General features: G+C 75.7%; 14 protein-coding genes and 1 pseudogene. 5 read left to right on the forward strand and 10 right to left on the reverse strand.

The features are described 5' to 3' along the window. Positions 1–81: 81 nt before the first annotated feature. Positions 82–2,430 carry an NACHT domain-containing protein gene (locus AC230_RS05395; RefSeq protein ID WP_078870960.1) on the reverse strand — a complete coding sequence of 783 codons (2,349 nt, stop codon included), beginning with the start codon at positions 2,428–2,430 and terminating at the stop codon, positions 82–84. 122 nt (positions 2,431–2,552) lie between these two features. Here AC230_RS05395 and AC230_RS05400 point away from each other — a divergent pair, with 122 nt between their 5' ends. Further along, positions 2,553–3,866 (forward strand): M64 family metallopeptidase, encoded by a 1,314-nt coding sequence (locus AC230_RS05400; protein WP_049714735.1) that lies wholly within the window; start codon positions 2,553–2,555, stop codon positions 3,864–3,866. Positions 3,867–3,985: 119 nt separating this feature from the next. Continuing rightward, positions 3,986–4,318: pseudogene (locus tag AC230_RS30760) on the forward strand (N-acetyltransferase family protein); the annotation flags it as partial. 114 nt (positions 4,319–4,432) lie between these two features. On the opposite strand, the gene AC230_RS05405 reads toward AC230_RS30760, so the two are convergent. The 7 genes from AC230_RS05405 to AC230_RS05435 all read right to left on the reverse strand — a co-directional run bounded on the left by AC230_RS05405 (position 4,433) and on the right by AC230_RS05435 (position 11,732). Further along, a complete protein-coding gene (locus AC230_RS05405) occupies positions 4,433–4,978 on the reverse strand; it encodes a hypothetical protein (RefSeq protein ID WP_241833086.1) in 546 nt (181 codons plus the stop codon). Between the two features lie 141 nt (positions 4,979–5,119). After that, on the reverse strand, positions 5,120–5,449 hold the full coding sequence (locus AC230_RS05410) for an antibiotic biosynthesis monooxygenase family protein (RefSeq protein ID WP_049714737.1): 330 nt from the start codon (positions 5,447–5,449) through the stop codon (positions 5,120–5,122). A 23-nt stretch (positions 5,450–5,472) separates the two neighbouring features. Next, positions 5,473–6,102, reverse strand: coding sequence for a DUF1707 SHOCT-like domain-containing protein (locus AC230_RS05415; RefSeq protein ID WP_049714738.1), 630 nt, complete (start codon positions 6,100–6,102; stop codon positions 5,473–5,475). Positions 6,103–6,466: 364 nt separating this feature from the next. Next, positions 6,467–7,939, reverse strand: coding sequence for an MFS transporter (locus AC230_RS05420; protein WP_049714739.1), 1,473 nt, complete (start codon positions 7,937–7,939; stop codon positions 6,467–6,469). 135 nt (positions 7,940–8,074) lie between these two features. Beyond that, positions 8,075–9,187: an N-acetylglucosamine kinase gene (locus AC230_RS05425; protein ID WP_078870961.1), complete on the reverse strand. Its 1,113-nt coding sequence runs from the start codon at positions 9,185–9,187 to the stop codon at positions 8,075–8,077. 25 nt (positions 9,188–9,212) lie between these two features. Then, positions 9,213–10,499, reverse strand: a complete 1,287-nt coding sequence (locus tag AC230_RS05430; protein ID WP_049715052.1) for a 6-phospho-beta-glucosidase — start codon at positions 10,497–10,499, stop codon at positions 9,213–9,215. A 33-nt stretch (positions 10,500–10,532) separates the two neighbouring features. Continuing rightward, positions 10,533–11,732, reverse strand: a complete 1,200-nt coding sequence (locus AC230_RS05435; protein WP_049714740.1) for an ROK family transcriptional regulator — start codon at positions 11,730–11,732, stop codon at positions 10,533–10,535. Between the two features lie 305 nt (positions 11,733–12,037). Here AC230_RS05435 and AC230_RS32415 point away from each other — a divergent pair, with 305 nt between their 5' ends. Continuing rightward, positions 12,038–12,391 (forward strand): SH3 domain-containing protein, encoded by a 354-nt coding sequence (locus tag AC230_RS32415; protein WP_049714741.1) that lies wholly within the window; start codon positions 12,038–12,040, stop codon positions 12,389–12,391. Between the two features lie 112 nt (positions 12,392–12,503). Here AC230_RS32415 and ubiG read toward each other — a convergent pair whose 3' ends face one another. Next, complete coding sequence (ubiG, locus tag AC230_RS05445; protein ID WP_053160995.1) at positions 12,504–13,211, reverse strand: bifunctional 2-polyprenyl-6-hydroxyphenol methylase/3-demethylubiquinol 3-O-methyltransferase UbiG; 708 nt, start codon at positions 13,209–13,211, stop codon at positions 12,504–12,506. A gap of 109 nt (positions 13,212–13,320) precedes the next feature. Between ubiG and AC230_RS05450 the strand changes: the two genes are divergently transcribed. Beyond that, positions 13,321–14,346: a D-alanine--D-alanine ligase family protein gene (locus AC230_RS05450; protein ID WP_049714742.1), complete on the forward strand. Its 1,026-nt coding sequence runs from the start codon at positions 13,321–13,323 to the stop codon at positions 14,344–14,346. 55 nt (positions 14,347–14,401) lie between these two features. Further along, on the forward strand, positions 14,402–14,743 hold the full coding sequence (locus AC230_RS05455) for a hypothetical protein (protein ID WP_049714743.1): 342 nt from the start codon (positions 14,402–14,404) through the stop codon (positions 14,741–14,743). A 144-nt stretch (positions 14,744–14,887) separates the two neighbouring features. Here AC230_RS05455 and AC230_RS05460 read toward each other — a convergent pair whose 3' ends face one another. After that, positions 14,888–15,208, reverse strand: a complete 321-nt coding sequence (locus AC230_RS05460; protein ID WP_049714744.1) for a nuclear transport factor 2 family protein — start codon at positions 15,206–15,208, stop codon at positions 14,888–14,890. Positions 15,209–15,456: the final 248 nt, after the last annotated feature.

The following is a 15,456-nucleotide window of genomic DNA, read 5'->3' on the forward strand; positions in this document are numbered from 1 at the left end:
GGTTGGACTGACATCGGGAACACAGCACTAAAACAACCTCTTTGTCGGGATGTGGTGCACCCACACCTGTGATGCACCACATCAAAGACGCGTAGGGGACCCCTGAGGTTGTACGCGGACCGGAGAACCGTCCCTGCGCGGCCCCGGCGGCCGGACGCGGACGGCGTCCCCGGCCAGGTGGTCCTGGAGGCGCGCGTGACGGAACTGGTAGACCGGCCCCACCTGCCGCAGGATCCCGAGCCGGTGCGCGTCCGCGAGGAACGCCTGGAGCCGCCACGGGAGTTGACCGCGCGCCGCGAGGAACAGCCGCGCGACGGCGTAGTACGGCCAGGAGCGCGCGGCCAGCGCGACCGAGGCGCCCAGGACGGCCCCGTGGAAGAGACCGACGACGGCCGCGACCATCGTGGTGCGCAGCGGATCGGACGCGACCGAGGGCAACGACCGCACGACCGCCTCGGGGAGGTCGAAGACCACCGCGCAGGCCGCGGCGCCGATCAGCGAGACCAGCCGGTCCGCCCGGACCGAGGACGCGGCCGTCGCCACCTCGTCGGCGGAGAAGGGCGCCCGCACCCAGTCCAGCGCGGCCAGACTGACCCCCGCCACCGCCCCCAGCACCAGCCCCCAGGGCGCTCCCCCCGGCGGCAGGGCGGACTCGAACCCGGCGAGCGCGTAACCGGCGAAGACCGCCCCGCTGATGGCGACCACCGCGGCCACGAGCCCGAGCGCGCGCAGCAGCCGCCGGCGCCGGTGCCGGCGGGCGGGACGGCTGCCGCTCGGCGCGGCGGGAGGGGACGGCAGGCCGGTGCCCAGCACGACGAGCCACAGGCCGAAGCAGAGGAAGCCGATCGCGGCCGCGACCACCCCCGGGGGAAAGCCCCGGTAGTAGAACCACGACGACCCCGGCGCCCCGAGCCCGCCGCACAGGGAGACGGCGGCGGCCAGCACGGACGTCCGGGCCAGGCCGCGCTCCCGCGCGGGAACCAGGCCGGCGGCGCCCAGCACGCACGCCACGATCGGCACCTCCAGCACGGACAGGGGGAACCACCGCCGCGCCTCTGGCCAGGCCGGCACGCCCAGGACGGCCGCCAGGGCCGCCGTGGTCAGCAGCAGCGCCGCACAGGTCAGCAGGGCCCACGTGCAGGCGCGCCGCCAGGCCCCGGCGAGCCAGGGGGTCCACCGGTACAGCTCCCACCAGGTGAGGTCGTAGGTGCCCCGGGCGCTCATCCCCGCCGCGATCCGGGCGAGGTGGCGCCGGGCCTGCCGGGGCTCCCAGCGCCGGTCCGGGTGCCGGCGCAGGGCGCGGCGGTAGAGGGCCGGGACGAGGGCGTCGAGCAGGTGGTGCTCGACGGCGGCGGGGGTGGGGAAGCGCCGCGCGTCGGCGAGTTCGGCGGGGTCGTTGTCGTCGTCCGCGTAGACGGCCCGCGCGAGGGCCACCATGAGCGGGCTCCGCAGGGCGCGGGCCGCAGGGCCCCCGGGCCGGTCGCGCAGGTGCCGGGCCAGCGTGCGCCAGCCCTCCTCGTGGCGGCCCGGCGGCGCGGCCAGCCTCAGCAGCTCCAGGGCGTCGTCGGCGGCCACGGGCGCGGGCTCCAGCACCGCGGCCCCGGTCAGGACGCCGCTCTTCGCCACGGCGCGTGCGAAGTCGTCGGTGCGGCAGGTCAGGACGAGCGGGCTGTCCGCCGGGAGCGTGTCGTTGAGGGAGGCCAGGGCCACCGCCCGCGCGCCTTCCGGGAGTTCGTCGAGCCCGTCGAGCACGGGGATCACCCGGTGCCCGGTGAGGAGGTCGTCGACGACGGTCGCCCCGTGGGCGCGGGTGTCGGCCGCCGCCGGGTAGTCCGTGGCGAGGCGGCGGCGCAGCCAGGCCCCGGCGCTCTCGCGCGCGGGGTCGAAGGAGGAGAGCGGGAGGAGGACCGGTACGGGGTCGCCGGCGGAGCGGGTGCGCAGCAGGGCGAGCAGGAGCAGGACGGCGAAGGTGGTCTTCCCCGATCCGGCCGGGCCCAGGACGACCAGGCGCCGGCGGGGGAGCGAGCCGAACGCCCCCGCCAGCTCCCGGGGTTCGGCGCCGGTACTGCACACGACCGGGCCGCCCACCAGCCGGCGGTGGTCGGAGATCCCCGGCCGGGAGGAGTCCGACCAGACCACGGGCAGGGGCTTCGGGTCGTACAACTGGCGCAGGACCGCCTCGTCCTGCCACTGCCCGAGGACCGTCCGGGCCAGCACCTCCGCCGCCGCCGCGACCTGGTCGCCGTCGGCGGCCCGGCCGCCGTCCGCGCGCCAGGCCCACAGGGACAGCACTCCGAACAGCGCGACGACGGCGCTCACCACCGCCGCGGCGGCGGATATCCGGGCGGGGTCGCGCAGCGGCCACACCCACAACAGCCCACAGGCGACCACGGCGCAGAGCACCCAGGTCACCGTCCATCTCCGGTTCATGCCAGGGAGAACGAGGTGCGGCCGGGCGCGGTCACCGCCCGCCGCGCCCCTCCCACGGCGCGTCAATTCCCCTTAGCCTGCTCCCTCGTGCACCTTCCGCATCAGGAGTCAGGAGCAGCCCCATGCCGACCCGAATACGCCGGCACACCGGGAGACGCCGCTGGGGAGGGGCCGTCGCCGTGGCCGCCCTCGCGGCCGTGACCACCCTTCCGGCGGCATCGGCCGCCACCCCCCAACGCGGGCATCGCGTCGAGTACTTCACCGGGCCCGACGGGCACCCTCGCCACACCACCGTCCCCGCGTCGCCCGCGCCGTCCGCCCCCCTCCGGCCGTCCGTCCGCGGCGACGGCGACGTCGTACCGATCGTCCGGAACGGCCCGGCCGGGCACAGGCTCGACGTCGTCTTCATCGGCGACGGCTACACGGCCGCCCAGCAGGGCGACTTCCACGCCGCCGTCCGCGCCAAGTGGGAGAAGATGTCCGCCGTGGAGCCCTACGCCTCCTACCGGAACCTCTTCAACGTCTGGGCCGTCGACGCCGTCTCCCACGACTCGGGCGTCTCGGGCGACCCCGGCAAGGACGTCGTCAAGGACACCGCCCTGCGGTCCGCCTTCTTCTGCGACGGCATCGAGCGGCTGCTGTGCGTCGACACGGACCGCGTCGAGGCGTACGCGGCGAAGGCGCCCGCCGCCGACCTGGTCGTGGTGCTGTCCCACTCGGCCAAGTACGGGGGCGCCGGCTACAACGACGTGGTCTCGAAGGCCGGTTACGAGGGCATCGCCACGGCGTCGTCCGACCATCCCCGTTCCGACCGCATAGCCGTCCACGAGACCGGCCACTCGCTCGGCAAGCTCGCCGACGAGTACGAGTACCCCGACTACGGCACCTACACCGGCGACGAACCCGCCCAGGCCAACGTCAGCACCCTCCGCGCCGGCGACATGGCCGGGCGCCGGGCGAAGTGGTACCGCTGGCTCGGCCGGACCTCACCCGACGGGGGCACGGTGGGCGCGTACGAGGGCGGCGGCTACTACCCCAAGGGCCTCTTCCGCCCCACCGAGAACTCGGTCATGCGCACCCTGGGCCGGGAGTTCAACCTCCCGGGCGCCGAAGCGATGATCGCCGGCTTCCACCGGCACGCGGCCGTCCTCACGAGCGGCCTCCGCACGGACCGCCCGGTCGCCCGCACCGCCCGCATCACCGTGCGGACGAGCGCCCGGACGGTCGTCGTCCGCTGGTACGCCGACGGGCGCGAGGTCCGCGCCGCGCGCGGCCGCACCTTGGTGACCCCGCGCTCCCTCGGCGTCCCCGCCGACGGCCGCCGGCACCGGGTGACCGCGCGGGCCACCGACACGACGGCGGCGGTACGCGACCCCAAGGTGCGCATGTCGATGCAGGGCGAGCTGAGTTGGGAAACGGAGCTCCGCACCCGATGACGGAACAGGTGACCGTGCGGCGGATGTGCGAGGCGGACGTCGAGGCCGTGTCGGCGGTCCGCGTGACCGGCTGGCAGGCCGCGTACGCCGGGATCGTCCCGTCGTCCTTCCTGAACCGCATGACGGTCGAGGACGACGCCCGGCGGCGCCGCGAGCGCTTCCGGACGCCCGGCGGCCGGACGACGGACCTGGTCGCGGCCGACGCGCGGGGACGTGTCGCCGGCTGGGCCGCCCTCGGCCCCTGCCGCGACGCGGCGACGCCCGCGCCGGCGGGCGAGCTCTACGCCCTGTACGTGGCCCCGCCGCGCATCGGCTCCGGCGTCGGCCGCACGCTCCTGGACGCGGTGCACGCCCGCGCCCGCGGCTACGGCACGCTCCTCCTCTGGGTCCTCGCCGACAACGCGCGGGCGCGCCGCTTCTACGAACGCGCCGGGTACGTCGCCGACGGCGCCGTCCGGTCCGACGACTACGACGGCGTCCTGCTGCGCGAAGTCCGCTACCGCCGGGCCTCGTGCACACCGGTGACTAGACCGGTGACTGGACCCGTGACCGGATCAGCGACTGGATCAGTGACCCCCGCGGGGAGGCTCGCACCCGGTCCCGTCCGGATACCCGCCGAAGGCCTCCGCCTTGGCGACCGCCTGGTTCATCGACCCCTCCACACACATCCGCGAGGCGTCGATCAGGAAGTCGACCCGGGTGGGGCCTCCCTCGTCCACCTTCACCTTGGCCTCCGGGTAGCCCAGCCCCGTCAGCGCCCGGCGGGCGCTCTTCGCGGAGAAGTCGCCGCGCTTGCGCAGCGGTTCGAGCGCGTCCTCGATGCGCTTGGCCGCCGCGAACCCTTCGCACCGGGCCTTGCCCTGCAAGGCGATGGGCACCCGGAAGCCGTGGTTCTCGGCGTAATGATCACCGGCCGGAGCGGTGTGCGCGGGCGCCGCGGTGGTGCTCTCGCCCGGACACGGCACGTCCGCGACGGCGCTCGGCGTCGGCGCCGCCCCGGCCTCGTCCCCGTGCCGCTCGCTCCCGCACCCGGCGGCCGTGAACGCCGCCAGCAGCGCGACCGCGGTCCAGGCGCCCCGGGCCGCCGCTCTTGTCCTCTTGATCGCCGTCATGTCCCGATGATCTCCCGCCGGGGCGGCGGGTGTCATGGGCGCCCCTCCTGAACAGCCGGCCGAACGGCGGCCGCACGACGCACTCGGCGCGGACCGCCTTCTCCTCCACCCTGCCGGACGGGCTCTTCCGGGGCCCGGGCCTCAGGCGGCGCCCTTCGGCCCCGCCTGCTGCACCACCTCGAAGCTCCACAGCGTCGAACCGGAGGCGGCCGGCTTCTGCCGCGGGGCGCCCTCGCCACCGCCCTGGTGGGCGGCCTTCATCGGCCCCTCCATCCACGCCCGGAAGTCCTCCTCGCTGCGCCAGCGGGTGTAGACCAGGTACGTGTCGGTGCCCTCCAGCGGCCGGAGGAGCTCGAACCACTCGAAGCCGTCGGAGTTCTCGACGGCGCCGGCGCGCGAGGCGAAGCGCTGCTCGAGGACCTCGCGCTGCTCGGCCGGGACGGTCAGGACATTGATCTTGACAACACTCATGGCCCCATCCTGCCGTACCCGGGCTACCGCGCGGCGAGCGCCCTGCCCTCGCGCTCCAGCCGGCGCCGCTCCCGCGCCTTCGGGTGGCGGACGACGATTCCGGCCATGCCGCCCGTACCGGTGAGGCGGACCAGGGGCGCGTCGGGGGAGCGGTCGGGGGTCGTCCTGTCCTTGACGCCGCCCAGGCCGGGCTCGACGCCGTCCGTCTCGGCGGACCAGTCGTCGGGGATGACGACCGTCACGCCCGCCATCTGCCCGTGCACCTCGAAGTCGAGGACCCGTGGCGGGCTCTCGACCCGGGTCAGGTCGAGGACGACACCGCCCATGCCGCCATAGGCGGTCAGCCGGGGCGGCACCTTCCAGCGGCCCGTACGGACGATGCCGTGCATGCCGCCCTTGAGGACCGGCGGACGGCCGGGCACGGGCTCCCCGGCCTCGCCGTCCGCGCCCCGCAGGTCGGCCGTCAGCGCGGCGAGGGCGCCGAAGGTCTTGGCGGTGAGCGCCTGTTCGAGCCGCTCGTCCAGCTCGTGGAAGTCGAGGCGGCCCTCGGCGGCCGCCTGCTGGAGCCGGCGCACGACCGCGTCGCGGTCGGCGTGGGAGGCGCGCTGCTCGGCCCAGGGGACGGAGGCCGCGTCCGGGGTGTGTGCTGTCATGGGACGAGCCTAGGAACGGCGGCCGCGGGCGCGCCCCGGGGACGTCCCGGGGACACCCCTGACCCGTCCCCTACGGGACGGCCGGCGGCGCCGCCACTTTCGCCGGCGCGGGCCGGCGGCTGCTGTCCGGGGGCGCCGGCCCGGTCCGCCGCCGACCACCCCGAGGCCGGGCCGACGATCCTGGAGGCGGAATCGGAGGAGAGCCTCCCGGCCGTCCGCGAGGGATGCGCCGGCCTCGCCCTCGCCTACCACTTCGACGGGCCGCCGCCCGCCCGGCCCGGAGCCCGTTCCGGCCCGGGCCGGACGCCCCGCTCGCCGACGGCCCGCTCGCCGACGGCCCGGGGACCGCCCTGCCGCCCGCGCCCTACGGCCCGTCCTCGGCCGTCAGCGGCGTCGCCACGTCCTCCAGGGAGCGGCGTTCGGCCGGTACGGCCAGGACGGCGGCGACGGCGCCGGCGGCGGTCATGAGGGCGGCGCCGATGGCGAACGCGAGGACGGTGTCGGAGACGACTCCCGAGTCGGTGAGCCGGGAGAAGAGCAGCGGCCCGCTGACGCCGCCCACGGCCGTGCCCACCGCGTAGAAGAAGGCGATGGCCAGCGCGCGGGTCTCCATGGGGAAGACCTCGCTCACCGTCAGGTACGCGCTGCTGGCGCCCGCCGAGGCGAAGAAGAGCACCACGCACCAGCACGCCGTCAGCGTCGTGGCGTCGAGGGAGCCCCGGCCGAACAGCCAGGCGGTGCCGGAGAGCAGCAGACCGCTGAGGAGGTACGTCCCGCTGATCATCACCCGGCGGCCGACGGTGTCGAAGAGGCGGCCCAGCAGCAGCGGGCCGAGGAAGTTGCCGAAGGCGATGACGGCGAAGTAGTAGCCGGTGTCCCCGGGGGGCACCGAGAAGAAGTGGTTGAGGATGGTGCCGTAGCCGAAGGTGATGGCGTTGTAGAGGAACGCCTGCCCGACGAAGAGGGCCAGTCCCAGCACGGCCCGGCGCGGATAGGACCGGAAGACGGTGCGGGCGATCGTCACGAAGCCGATGCTGCGGCGCTGGCGGATGGTGATCGCGCGGTCGACGGGGGCCGGCTCGCGGCCGGTCTGCGCGGCGACCTTCCGTTCGATGCCCGCCACCAGCTCCTCCGCCTCCTCGCCCCGGCCGTGGATGAACAGCCAGCGCGGCGACTCGGGCACATTGCGCCGCACCAGCAGGATCACCAGCCCCAGCAGCACGCCCAGTCCGAAGGTCAGCCGCCAGCCCAGGTTCGCGGGGAACAGGGAGGTGTCGAGCATGGCCACGGAGAGCAGGGAGCCGCCGACGGCGCCGATCCAGAAGCTGCCGTTGACGATCAGATCGACCCGGCCCCGGTAGGGGGCCGGGATCAGCTCGTCGATGGCCGAGTTGATGGCCGCGTACTCGCCGCCGATGCCGCTGCCGGTCAGGAAGCGGAACAGGAAGAACCACCAGGGCTGGAAGGACAGGCCCGTCAGGGCGGTGGCGGTCAGATAGAGCGCCAGGGTGAGCAGGAACAGCCGTTTGCGGCCGAAGCGGTCGGTCAGCCAGCCGAAGAACAGCGCGCCCGAGCAGGCGCCCGCCACGTACAGCGCGGCGGCGGTGCCGGTGACCTGGGCGCTGCTGATGTCCAGGCCGCTGTCCGGGTGGGCCAGCCGGGAGGCGATGTTGCCGACGACGGTCACCTCCAGGCCGTCCAGGATCCATACGGTGCCCAGCCCGAGGACGACCGTCCAGTGCCAGCGCGACCAGGGCAGCCGGTCCAGCCGTGCCGGGACGCGGGTGCGGACCGTGCCGGCGCGGGTGCCGCTGCCGTCGGTGCGCTGACCGGCCATGACGAGATGCCTCCCAGCTGCCGCGGGGCGGGGCCCGTGGCCCCGGTGGACGTGACCCACGTGTGCCCCGTGCGCCTCCGGCGCATGCCTGCCCGTGTCGCCGGCGGCCACGGGCGCCGTTCCGCTGACCGGGGGTCAGGGGCCGGACGCGGGCCCGGAAGCGTCCGGGGCCGCGCTGTCCGTGCTGCCCGTGCCGCCTGCGCTGCCCGTGCTGCCCGGCGGGGACGCCGGGACTGCCGGGGCCGCCGCGTCCGCGAAGGCCGCGCGCAGGCGCCGGCCGGCCGCCGGGTCGGCGGCGAGGTGGTCGAGACCGAGCAGGGCGGCGCCCAGCACCGGCGGGGCGGTGACGAACCGTGGCTCGGCCAGGGGCGCCTCGGCCGCCAGCCGCGCCGTCAGACCGGCGGTCAGCAGGGGGTGGCGGGCGGCCAGGACGCCGCCGCCGAGGACCAGCGGCGTCGGTTCCCCCAGCAGCCCGAGCCGCCGCAGGGCGACCACCGCGAGCCGGGTGATCTCCTCGGCCTGGCGGTCCACCAGGTGCCGTGCCGTCGGGTCGCCGGCCTCGGCCGTGGCGAACAGGACCGGGACCAGCTCGTGCAGCCGCTCCTCCGGCAGCAGCCCCAGGTGCACCGCCTCCGCCACGGCGTTCGCCCCGGCCAGCCCGAAGTGGGCGCCGATGGCGGCGGACAGGGCGGTGGGCCCGCCCCGCCCGTCCTCGGCCCGCGCCGCGTGCCACATCGCCTCGGCGGCGAGCCCCGCGCCACCGCCCCAGTCGCCGGTGAGTCTGCCCAGCGCCGGGAACCGGGCCGTCCGGCCGTCCGGCAGCAGCCCGGCGCAGTTGATGCCGGCGCCGCAGACGACGGCGACGCCGCGCGGCCCGTCGGTGCCGGCCCGCAGCAGGCCGAAGGTGTCGTTGGCGACCCACGCGTCCAGCCCCCACGGCCGGGCCGTGAACGCCGCCCGCAACCGCCGCTCCTGGACGGGCAGATCGGCGTTGGCGAGGCACGCGCTGACCCGGGTCGTCAGCACCCGGCCCGGCCGCAGGCCCGCCTGCGCGGCGACCGCCTCGACGAGCGGGGCAAGCCCCCCGACCGCCTCGTCCGCCGCGTCGTGCCGGGGACGGAAACCGCCGCCCCTGGCCCTGCCCAGCAGGGTGCCGTCGAGCGCGACCAGCGCCACGTCCGTCTTGCTGTTCCCGGCGTCGATCGCGAGGACGCCGGGAACCTGCTCGCCGTTCGGCTGACGTGCCATCGGATGCCCCCCAACGGTCCCGGCATCAGGCCCAGTTCAGGTGGGCGCGGTTGTGGGCGATCAGCCGGTCCGTCAGCCGCTCGGCCAACTCCTCCTGGCCGACGAGGGGATGGGCGAGCAGCGCGTCGTGCACGCGGTCGCGCCCGCCCTTGAGCGCCGCCTCCAGCGCCAGGTGCTCGTACGCGGTGACGTGCGCGATCAGCCCCGCGTACAGCGGCTCGACGGGCCGCGCCGGCAACGGGCGCACCCCGTCGGCGTCCACCTCGGCCGGGACCTCGACGACCGCGTCGTCGGGGAGGAAGGGCAGCGTGCCGTCGTTGCGGGCGTTGACCACCTGCGGCCCGCCCGCGCCGCGCGGGCCGGTGCCGAGGAGGGCGGCGATCAGCTGGACGGCGGCCTCGGAGTAGAAGGCGCCGCCGCGCCGGGCGAGCAGCCCGGGCTTGGTGTCGAGCGCCGGGTCCGCGTACATCGTCAGCAACTCTCGCTCGATGCGGGCGACTTCGGCGGCGCGCGAGCCGTTCGCGCGGAGCTCGTCCACGACGGCGTCGTGCCGGTAGAAGTACCGCAGGTAGTAGGAGGGGACGGCGCCCAGCCGCCGCAGCAGCGGGAGCGGCAGGCGCAGGTCGGCCGCGATCGCCTCGCCGGAGCCGGCCAGCAGCTCCGGCAGCACCTCGCGGCCCGACGCCGCGCCGGGGGCGTCGAGCAGGGTGACGCCGCGCTCCCACGTGAGGTGGTTGAGGCCCACGTGGTCCAGGCGGATGCGCTCCGGCGCGACGCCGAGGTGCGCGGCGAACTTCCGCTGGAAGCCGATCGCCACGTTGCACAGGCCGACGGCGCGGTGGCCGGCGCCGAGCAGGGCCCGGGTGACGATGCCCACCGGGTTGGTGAAGTCCACGATCCAGGCGCCGGGGGCCGCCCGGCGCACCTGCTCGGCGATGCCCAGGACGACCGGGACCGTGCGCAGCGCCTTGGCGAGCCCGCCCGCGCCGGTGGTCTCCTGCCCGACGCAGCCGCACTCCAGCGGCCACGTCTCGTCCTCGTCGCGCGCCGCCTGGCCGCCCACGCGCAGTTGGAGCAGCACGGCGTCCGCGTCCTCGGAGCCCGCGGCGACGGACGCGGTGGTGGTGACGGCGGCCGGGTGCCCCTGCCGGGCGAGGATCCGGCGGGCGAGCCCGGCGACGACCTCCAGCCGCCCGGCGTCGGGGTCGATCAGCACCAGTTCGCCGACCGGGAGGGTGTCCCGGAGGCGGGCGAAGCCGTCGACGAGTTCGGGGGTGTAGGTGGAGCCGCCGCCGACGACGGCCAACTTCAGTGCGCGCATGGTGACGTGACTCCTGTCGGGGTGTCAGAGGGTGGAGAAGAGGGCGTTCCTCGCGGTGTCCAGGGCGCGGTGCAGTGCGCCGTGCAGGACGGGTGATCCGGGCACCGTGCCGGAACGGACCTCCGGCCGGGCGATCGTCAGCTCGTGCAGCGCGTCCTGGACCGCCCCGCGCAGCCGTTCGCCGCCCGCGGCCGGTATCTCCCCGGCGAGGACGAGGAGTCCGGGGTCCACCACCGCGACGATCGAGGCCAGCCCGAGCGCCAGCCGCCCGGCGAGCCCGGCGAGGAAGGCGTCGCCGGGGCCGGGGGTGCGCGTGGCCTCGGCGACGGCCCGCGCGGCGGTCCGGGCGGTGAGGCCGTGCCGCCGGGCCAGGGCCAGCACGGCCGACGCGCCGGCCAGGTGCTGGAAGCCGCCGGAGTTCCGCCGGCGGACCTGGCGGACCACGGGCGCGCCGGGCAGCGGCATGTAGCCGACCTCGCCGGCGCCGCCGGTCGCCCCCCGGAGCGTCCGGCCGCCGACGACGACCGCCGCGCCGACGCCCGTGCCCGCCCAGAGCAGGATGAAGTCGTCGTGACCCCGGGCGGCGCCCAGGGTCCGCTCGGCGACGGCGGCGAGGTTCACGTCGTTCTCGACGGAGACCGGCGCCCCGACGGCCGTCCTCAACTCGGCGACGAGGCGCGGGGAGTGCCAGCCGGGCAGGTGCGCGGCGTACCGCAGGCGTCCGGTGGCCGGGTCGAGGGCGCCGCCGATGCCGACGACCACCTCGCGCAGCGCGCCCGGGGCGAGCCCGGCGGCCCGTACCGTCGCGGCGACGGCCTCCGCGGTCCTCGCGACGGTACGGGCCGCCGTCCACCCCTTCGTCGGGAACCGCCGCTCCGCCAGCGTGGACCCGGTGATGCCGGCGACCGCCACCCGGACCTCGGTCCTGGTGACGTCGAGCCCCGCGACGTGTCCCGCTCCCGGACCGACCTGGTACAGGCGGGCGTTCGGCCCCGGCCCCCCGGCCCTCGTCCCGGCCGCCACGACCAGCCCCGCCGCCTCCAGCCGCGCCAGCACCTGCGCCGCCGTCGGCTTCGACAGCCCCGTCAACTCGCCGAGCCGCGCCCGCGACAGCGGCCCCTCGGCGATCAACGCCTCCAGTGCGGCGCGGTCGTTGATGGCACGCAGCAGCCTCGGCGTGCCGGCGGTGGGGCGTTCGGCGGTGCGGCGTTCGGCGGTCGTCACGGGCGATCCCCCTTCCGCGAGAATTGTTAGGAAGGTTTCCAGTCGGTTGTCAATGGGTCTGCGTCGATGGGTCTGCGCCAAGGGGGCCGCGTCAAGGGGTCTGCTCGCGACGGCAGGGGAGGGCGGACAGGGCCGACATCCCGGTCAAGGCCGGGCACCGCACGCGGAGATGCCCGATGTGTCGGCGATCTCCCGTTCGCCCCGACGCGGACGACGACCCCGCCGCACACCCCTCCCACGCTGCATCTAAGGTGATCGCGCGGCATCCGCCGCACCCCCCCACAAGAACCACCAACGGAGGAACCGTGCGACGCATATCCCTCGCACTCACCACCGCCGCCCTCATCGGCACCACCGCCGCCCTGGCCGTCCCGGCCCAGGCCGCCCCGGCGTCCGCCACGCGGACCACCGCGGCCGCCAAGGAGTGCCACGAGGACAACGCCATGATCTACACCAACGGCACGCGGCTGCGCGCCAAGGCCGGCACCTCGGGCGCGGTCAAGGGGCAGCTGTACTTCGGTGACCCGATCCGCATCCTGAAGAAGTCGGGCGGCTGGGACTACGTCCAGCTGAAGTCCCGGAGCAAGGGCGGCCTGGCGAAGGGCACCCGCGGCTGGGTGGCCCACAAGAACATCATCCCGCCCTTCTGCGGCTACTGATCCCGCGTACGGACGGCGGCGCGCCCGGCAGGGCCGTCGCCGTCCGCCGGCCCGCCGTCTTGTCGGCCCGCCGTCCGCCGGGCACGGCGCTCGGCGGGCCGCCGAGGCGGTGTCAGCGGCGGGCGGCCCCCAGGTACGTACACGACACGTTCCGCGTCAGCCGCGCCCGGAACGTCCCGTCCGGGCGCCGTCCCACCACCGCCAGGCCCGACATCCGGCCCACCGGCGTGAACCCGGCGGCGGCGAGGTAGGCGGTCATCTCGCCGGGGGTGATGAAGTCGTGCCAGTCGTGCGTCCCCCGGGGGATCGCGCGCAGGACCCGCTCCAGCCCCCAGATCATCACCGCGCGCGAGAGCCACGTGCGGTTGATCGTGTCGAACAGGAACATCCCGCCGGGCGCCAGCACCCGGTGGACCTCCCGCACCACCTCGCCGGGGCTGGGCACGTGCTCCAGGACGTCGAGACAGGTCACCACCGAGAACACCCCGTCCGCGTACGGCAGTTGCTCGCCCGCGCCCACCGCGTACCCGATGTCCAGGGACGACGCGGCCGCGTGCGTCCGGGCGGCGGACGCGAGGGCGAGCGACACGTCCACGCCCGAGACCTTCGCGCCCCGCGCGGCGAGGTACTCGGTGGTGAAACCCCCGCCGCAGCCGACGTCCAGCACCCGCCGCCCCGCCCAGCCACCCTCCACGTAGCGGTCGAAGTAGGCGAAGCGCGGCTCGTTCAACGCCCGCAGCGGCGCGGCGGGCGAGGCCGCGCCCCACCAGTCCCGCGCCAGGCCGGAGAACAGATCGTCCGGACGCTCGTCCCCAGCCATGTCCCTCTCCCGTCCCTTCGTCCGCCTGCCCGCTCACGGGGCCAACGAGCCGTTCGTGGCGGGGGAAACGGCCCGTGGGGCAGGGGCGGCCGCCCGGTGATAATGCGGTATGCGAATCGTCGTCCTGTGCGGTGGAGAGAGTTCGGAGCGGGACGTCTCGCTCGCCTCGGGCGGGTCGGTGGCACGGGCCCTGCTGGAACTGGGCCACGAGGTGCTGCCGGTCGATCCGGCGGCCGCGGAGCCCCTGCGGGCCGGGCCCTTGCGGCCCGGTGACACGGTGGAGGTGGCCGCGGTGGGGAAGGAACCGCCGTCCCCCTCGGACCGTCCGCTGCTGCGCCGCCGCATGCACGCCGCCCTGACGGGCGGGCCCGTCCTGGAGCTGCTGCGCGGCGCCGGGTTGGTCTTCGTCGCGCTCCACGGCGGCTGGGGGGAGGACGGCACCGTCCAGGACCTGCTCCGGAAGGCAGACGTCCGGTTCACCGGCGCGAACGGTGCGGCCTGCGCGGCGGCCTGGCACAAGGGCCGCGCGCAGGCGGTCCTGGGCGCGGCGGGAGTGCCGGTGGCCGAACGCGTGCTGTGGCGGCCCGGGTCCGGCGAGGTCCCCCGGGACGTCCACCGCCTGCTGGCGGCCGGGCCGGTCGTGACCAAGCCCGTCGCGGACGGGTCGAGCGTCTCCGTCCAGCGGGTCGACACCCCGGAGCAACTGGCCCTGACGGCGTCGGAGGGGACCGAGCTGCTGGTGGAACCATTCCTGCCCGGCCGGGAGTTCGCCGTCGCGGTCGTGGGCGACCGGGCGCTCCCCGTCGTCGAGATCGAGCTGACGACCCCGCTGTTCGACTACACGGCCAAGTACCAGCCGGGGGCCGTCACCGAGGTCTGTCCGGCCCGGATCCCCCGTGAACTCGCCGAACACCTGCGGCACCTGGCCCTGCGCGCCCACGAGACCCTCGGTTTCGCCGGCGACGCCTACTCGCGCACCGACTTCCGCTGCGACGCCGCCGGCCGGCCGATGTGCCTGGAGGTCAACGCCTGTCCCGGCCTGACGGCGACGAGCCTCCTCCCCCTCGCGGCGGCCGGGGCGGGATGGACGTACCCGGAGCTGATCCGGCGCATCGTGGACATGGCGATGCGCTGACCCGAGCGGGGAGCGGTGCCCTCCCGCGCGGGCCACCCGCGCGTAGACTCGGGCCGTGCCCCCTGCGAAGACCTCGTTCGTCTGTGTGCCCTGCCGCGCGTCGTACAAGCAGCGCTTTCCCGTCCCCCACGACGACGCCGGAGGACGGATCTGCCCACGCTGTGGCGGGGCGCTGATCCACGTCGGTGCGGCGTTCCAGCCACCGCCGCGCCGCGACCGGTCGGCCTGGCGGGTCCTCGCCGTCCTCCTCGACGCGGGGATCCGCTTCCCGATGGGCTGTTGCACCGGCCCCGGCTACCGTCCCCGCACCCTCGCCGAAGTCCGGGAGCGCACGGTCCACGCACGGCGGACGGGGGAGCCGCTCGCCCGCGCGCTGCTGCGCGAGGAACTGCCGTAGGGCGGACGGCGTCAGGCCGATCGCATGGTCGCCGCAGGGCGAAGGCCGGGGTCGTGCGGTCCTCGGGACGGGCCTGGGCCCGAAGTCCGGCGGTTGCCGCGGACCGGTGCCGCGGCCGCGGGGGTGGCCGCAGCCCCGCCGCGCCTACGCCTGCCCCGTGTCGAAGCGGCTGACCTTCCCGTCCGCGACGGTGAAGCGCCAGGAGGTGCGCATCTGGCCCCATGTGGCGTTCGTGAAGCGGGCGATGAGGTGGTGGCCGTCGTCGGACTCGGATTCGACGTCCATGTGGCCGTGGCTGGAGAAGATCTCCCGCTCGCTCCACTTCTCGAGGTCCCGCTCCGCGCCGTCGTCGGACATCGTCGCGTCGGCGGTCAGCGCCCGCCGGAAGGCGGCGTGGTCGTTGGCGTTGATGGCGGCGACGAGGGCGCGGACGGCGGGGTCGGACAGCTCGCTCTCGGGGATCACGGGCGGGGACTCCTCTGTGCGCGGTCGCGGTGGCGGCGTGCGGCGCGGCCGTCTCCGGCCGGGGGTGGGTTCCAGGAGAGCACGGCCGGGCGGGATCCTCGCGCGGGACGCGTCCGGACGGGGTGCGGCGGGCGGAGTCAGGTGTCCGGCCTGCGCCTTTCGTCCGGTGGGTGTTGTGAAGCCCTTCGCCGGACAAGGCATCATATGATAGATGCCTAAGGCAATTAGATGCCGAGCCCGGACGCGAA

Source organism: Streptomyces caatingaensis (assembly GCF_001187435.1).
Lineage (GTDB): Bacteria > Actinomycetota > Actinomycetes > Streptomycetales > Streptomycetaceae > Streptomyces > Streptomyces caatingaensis.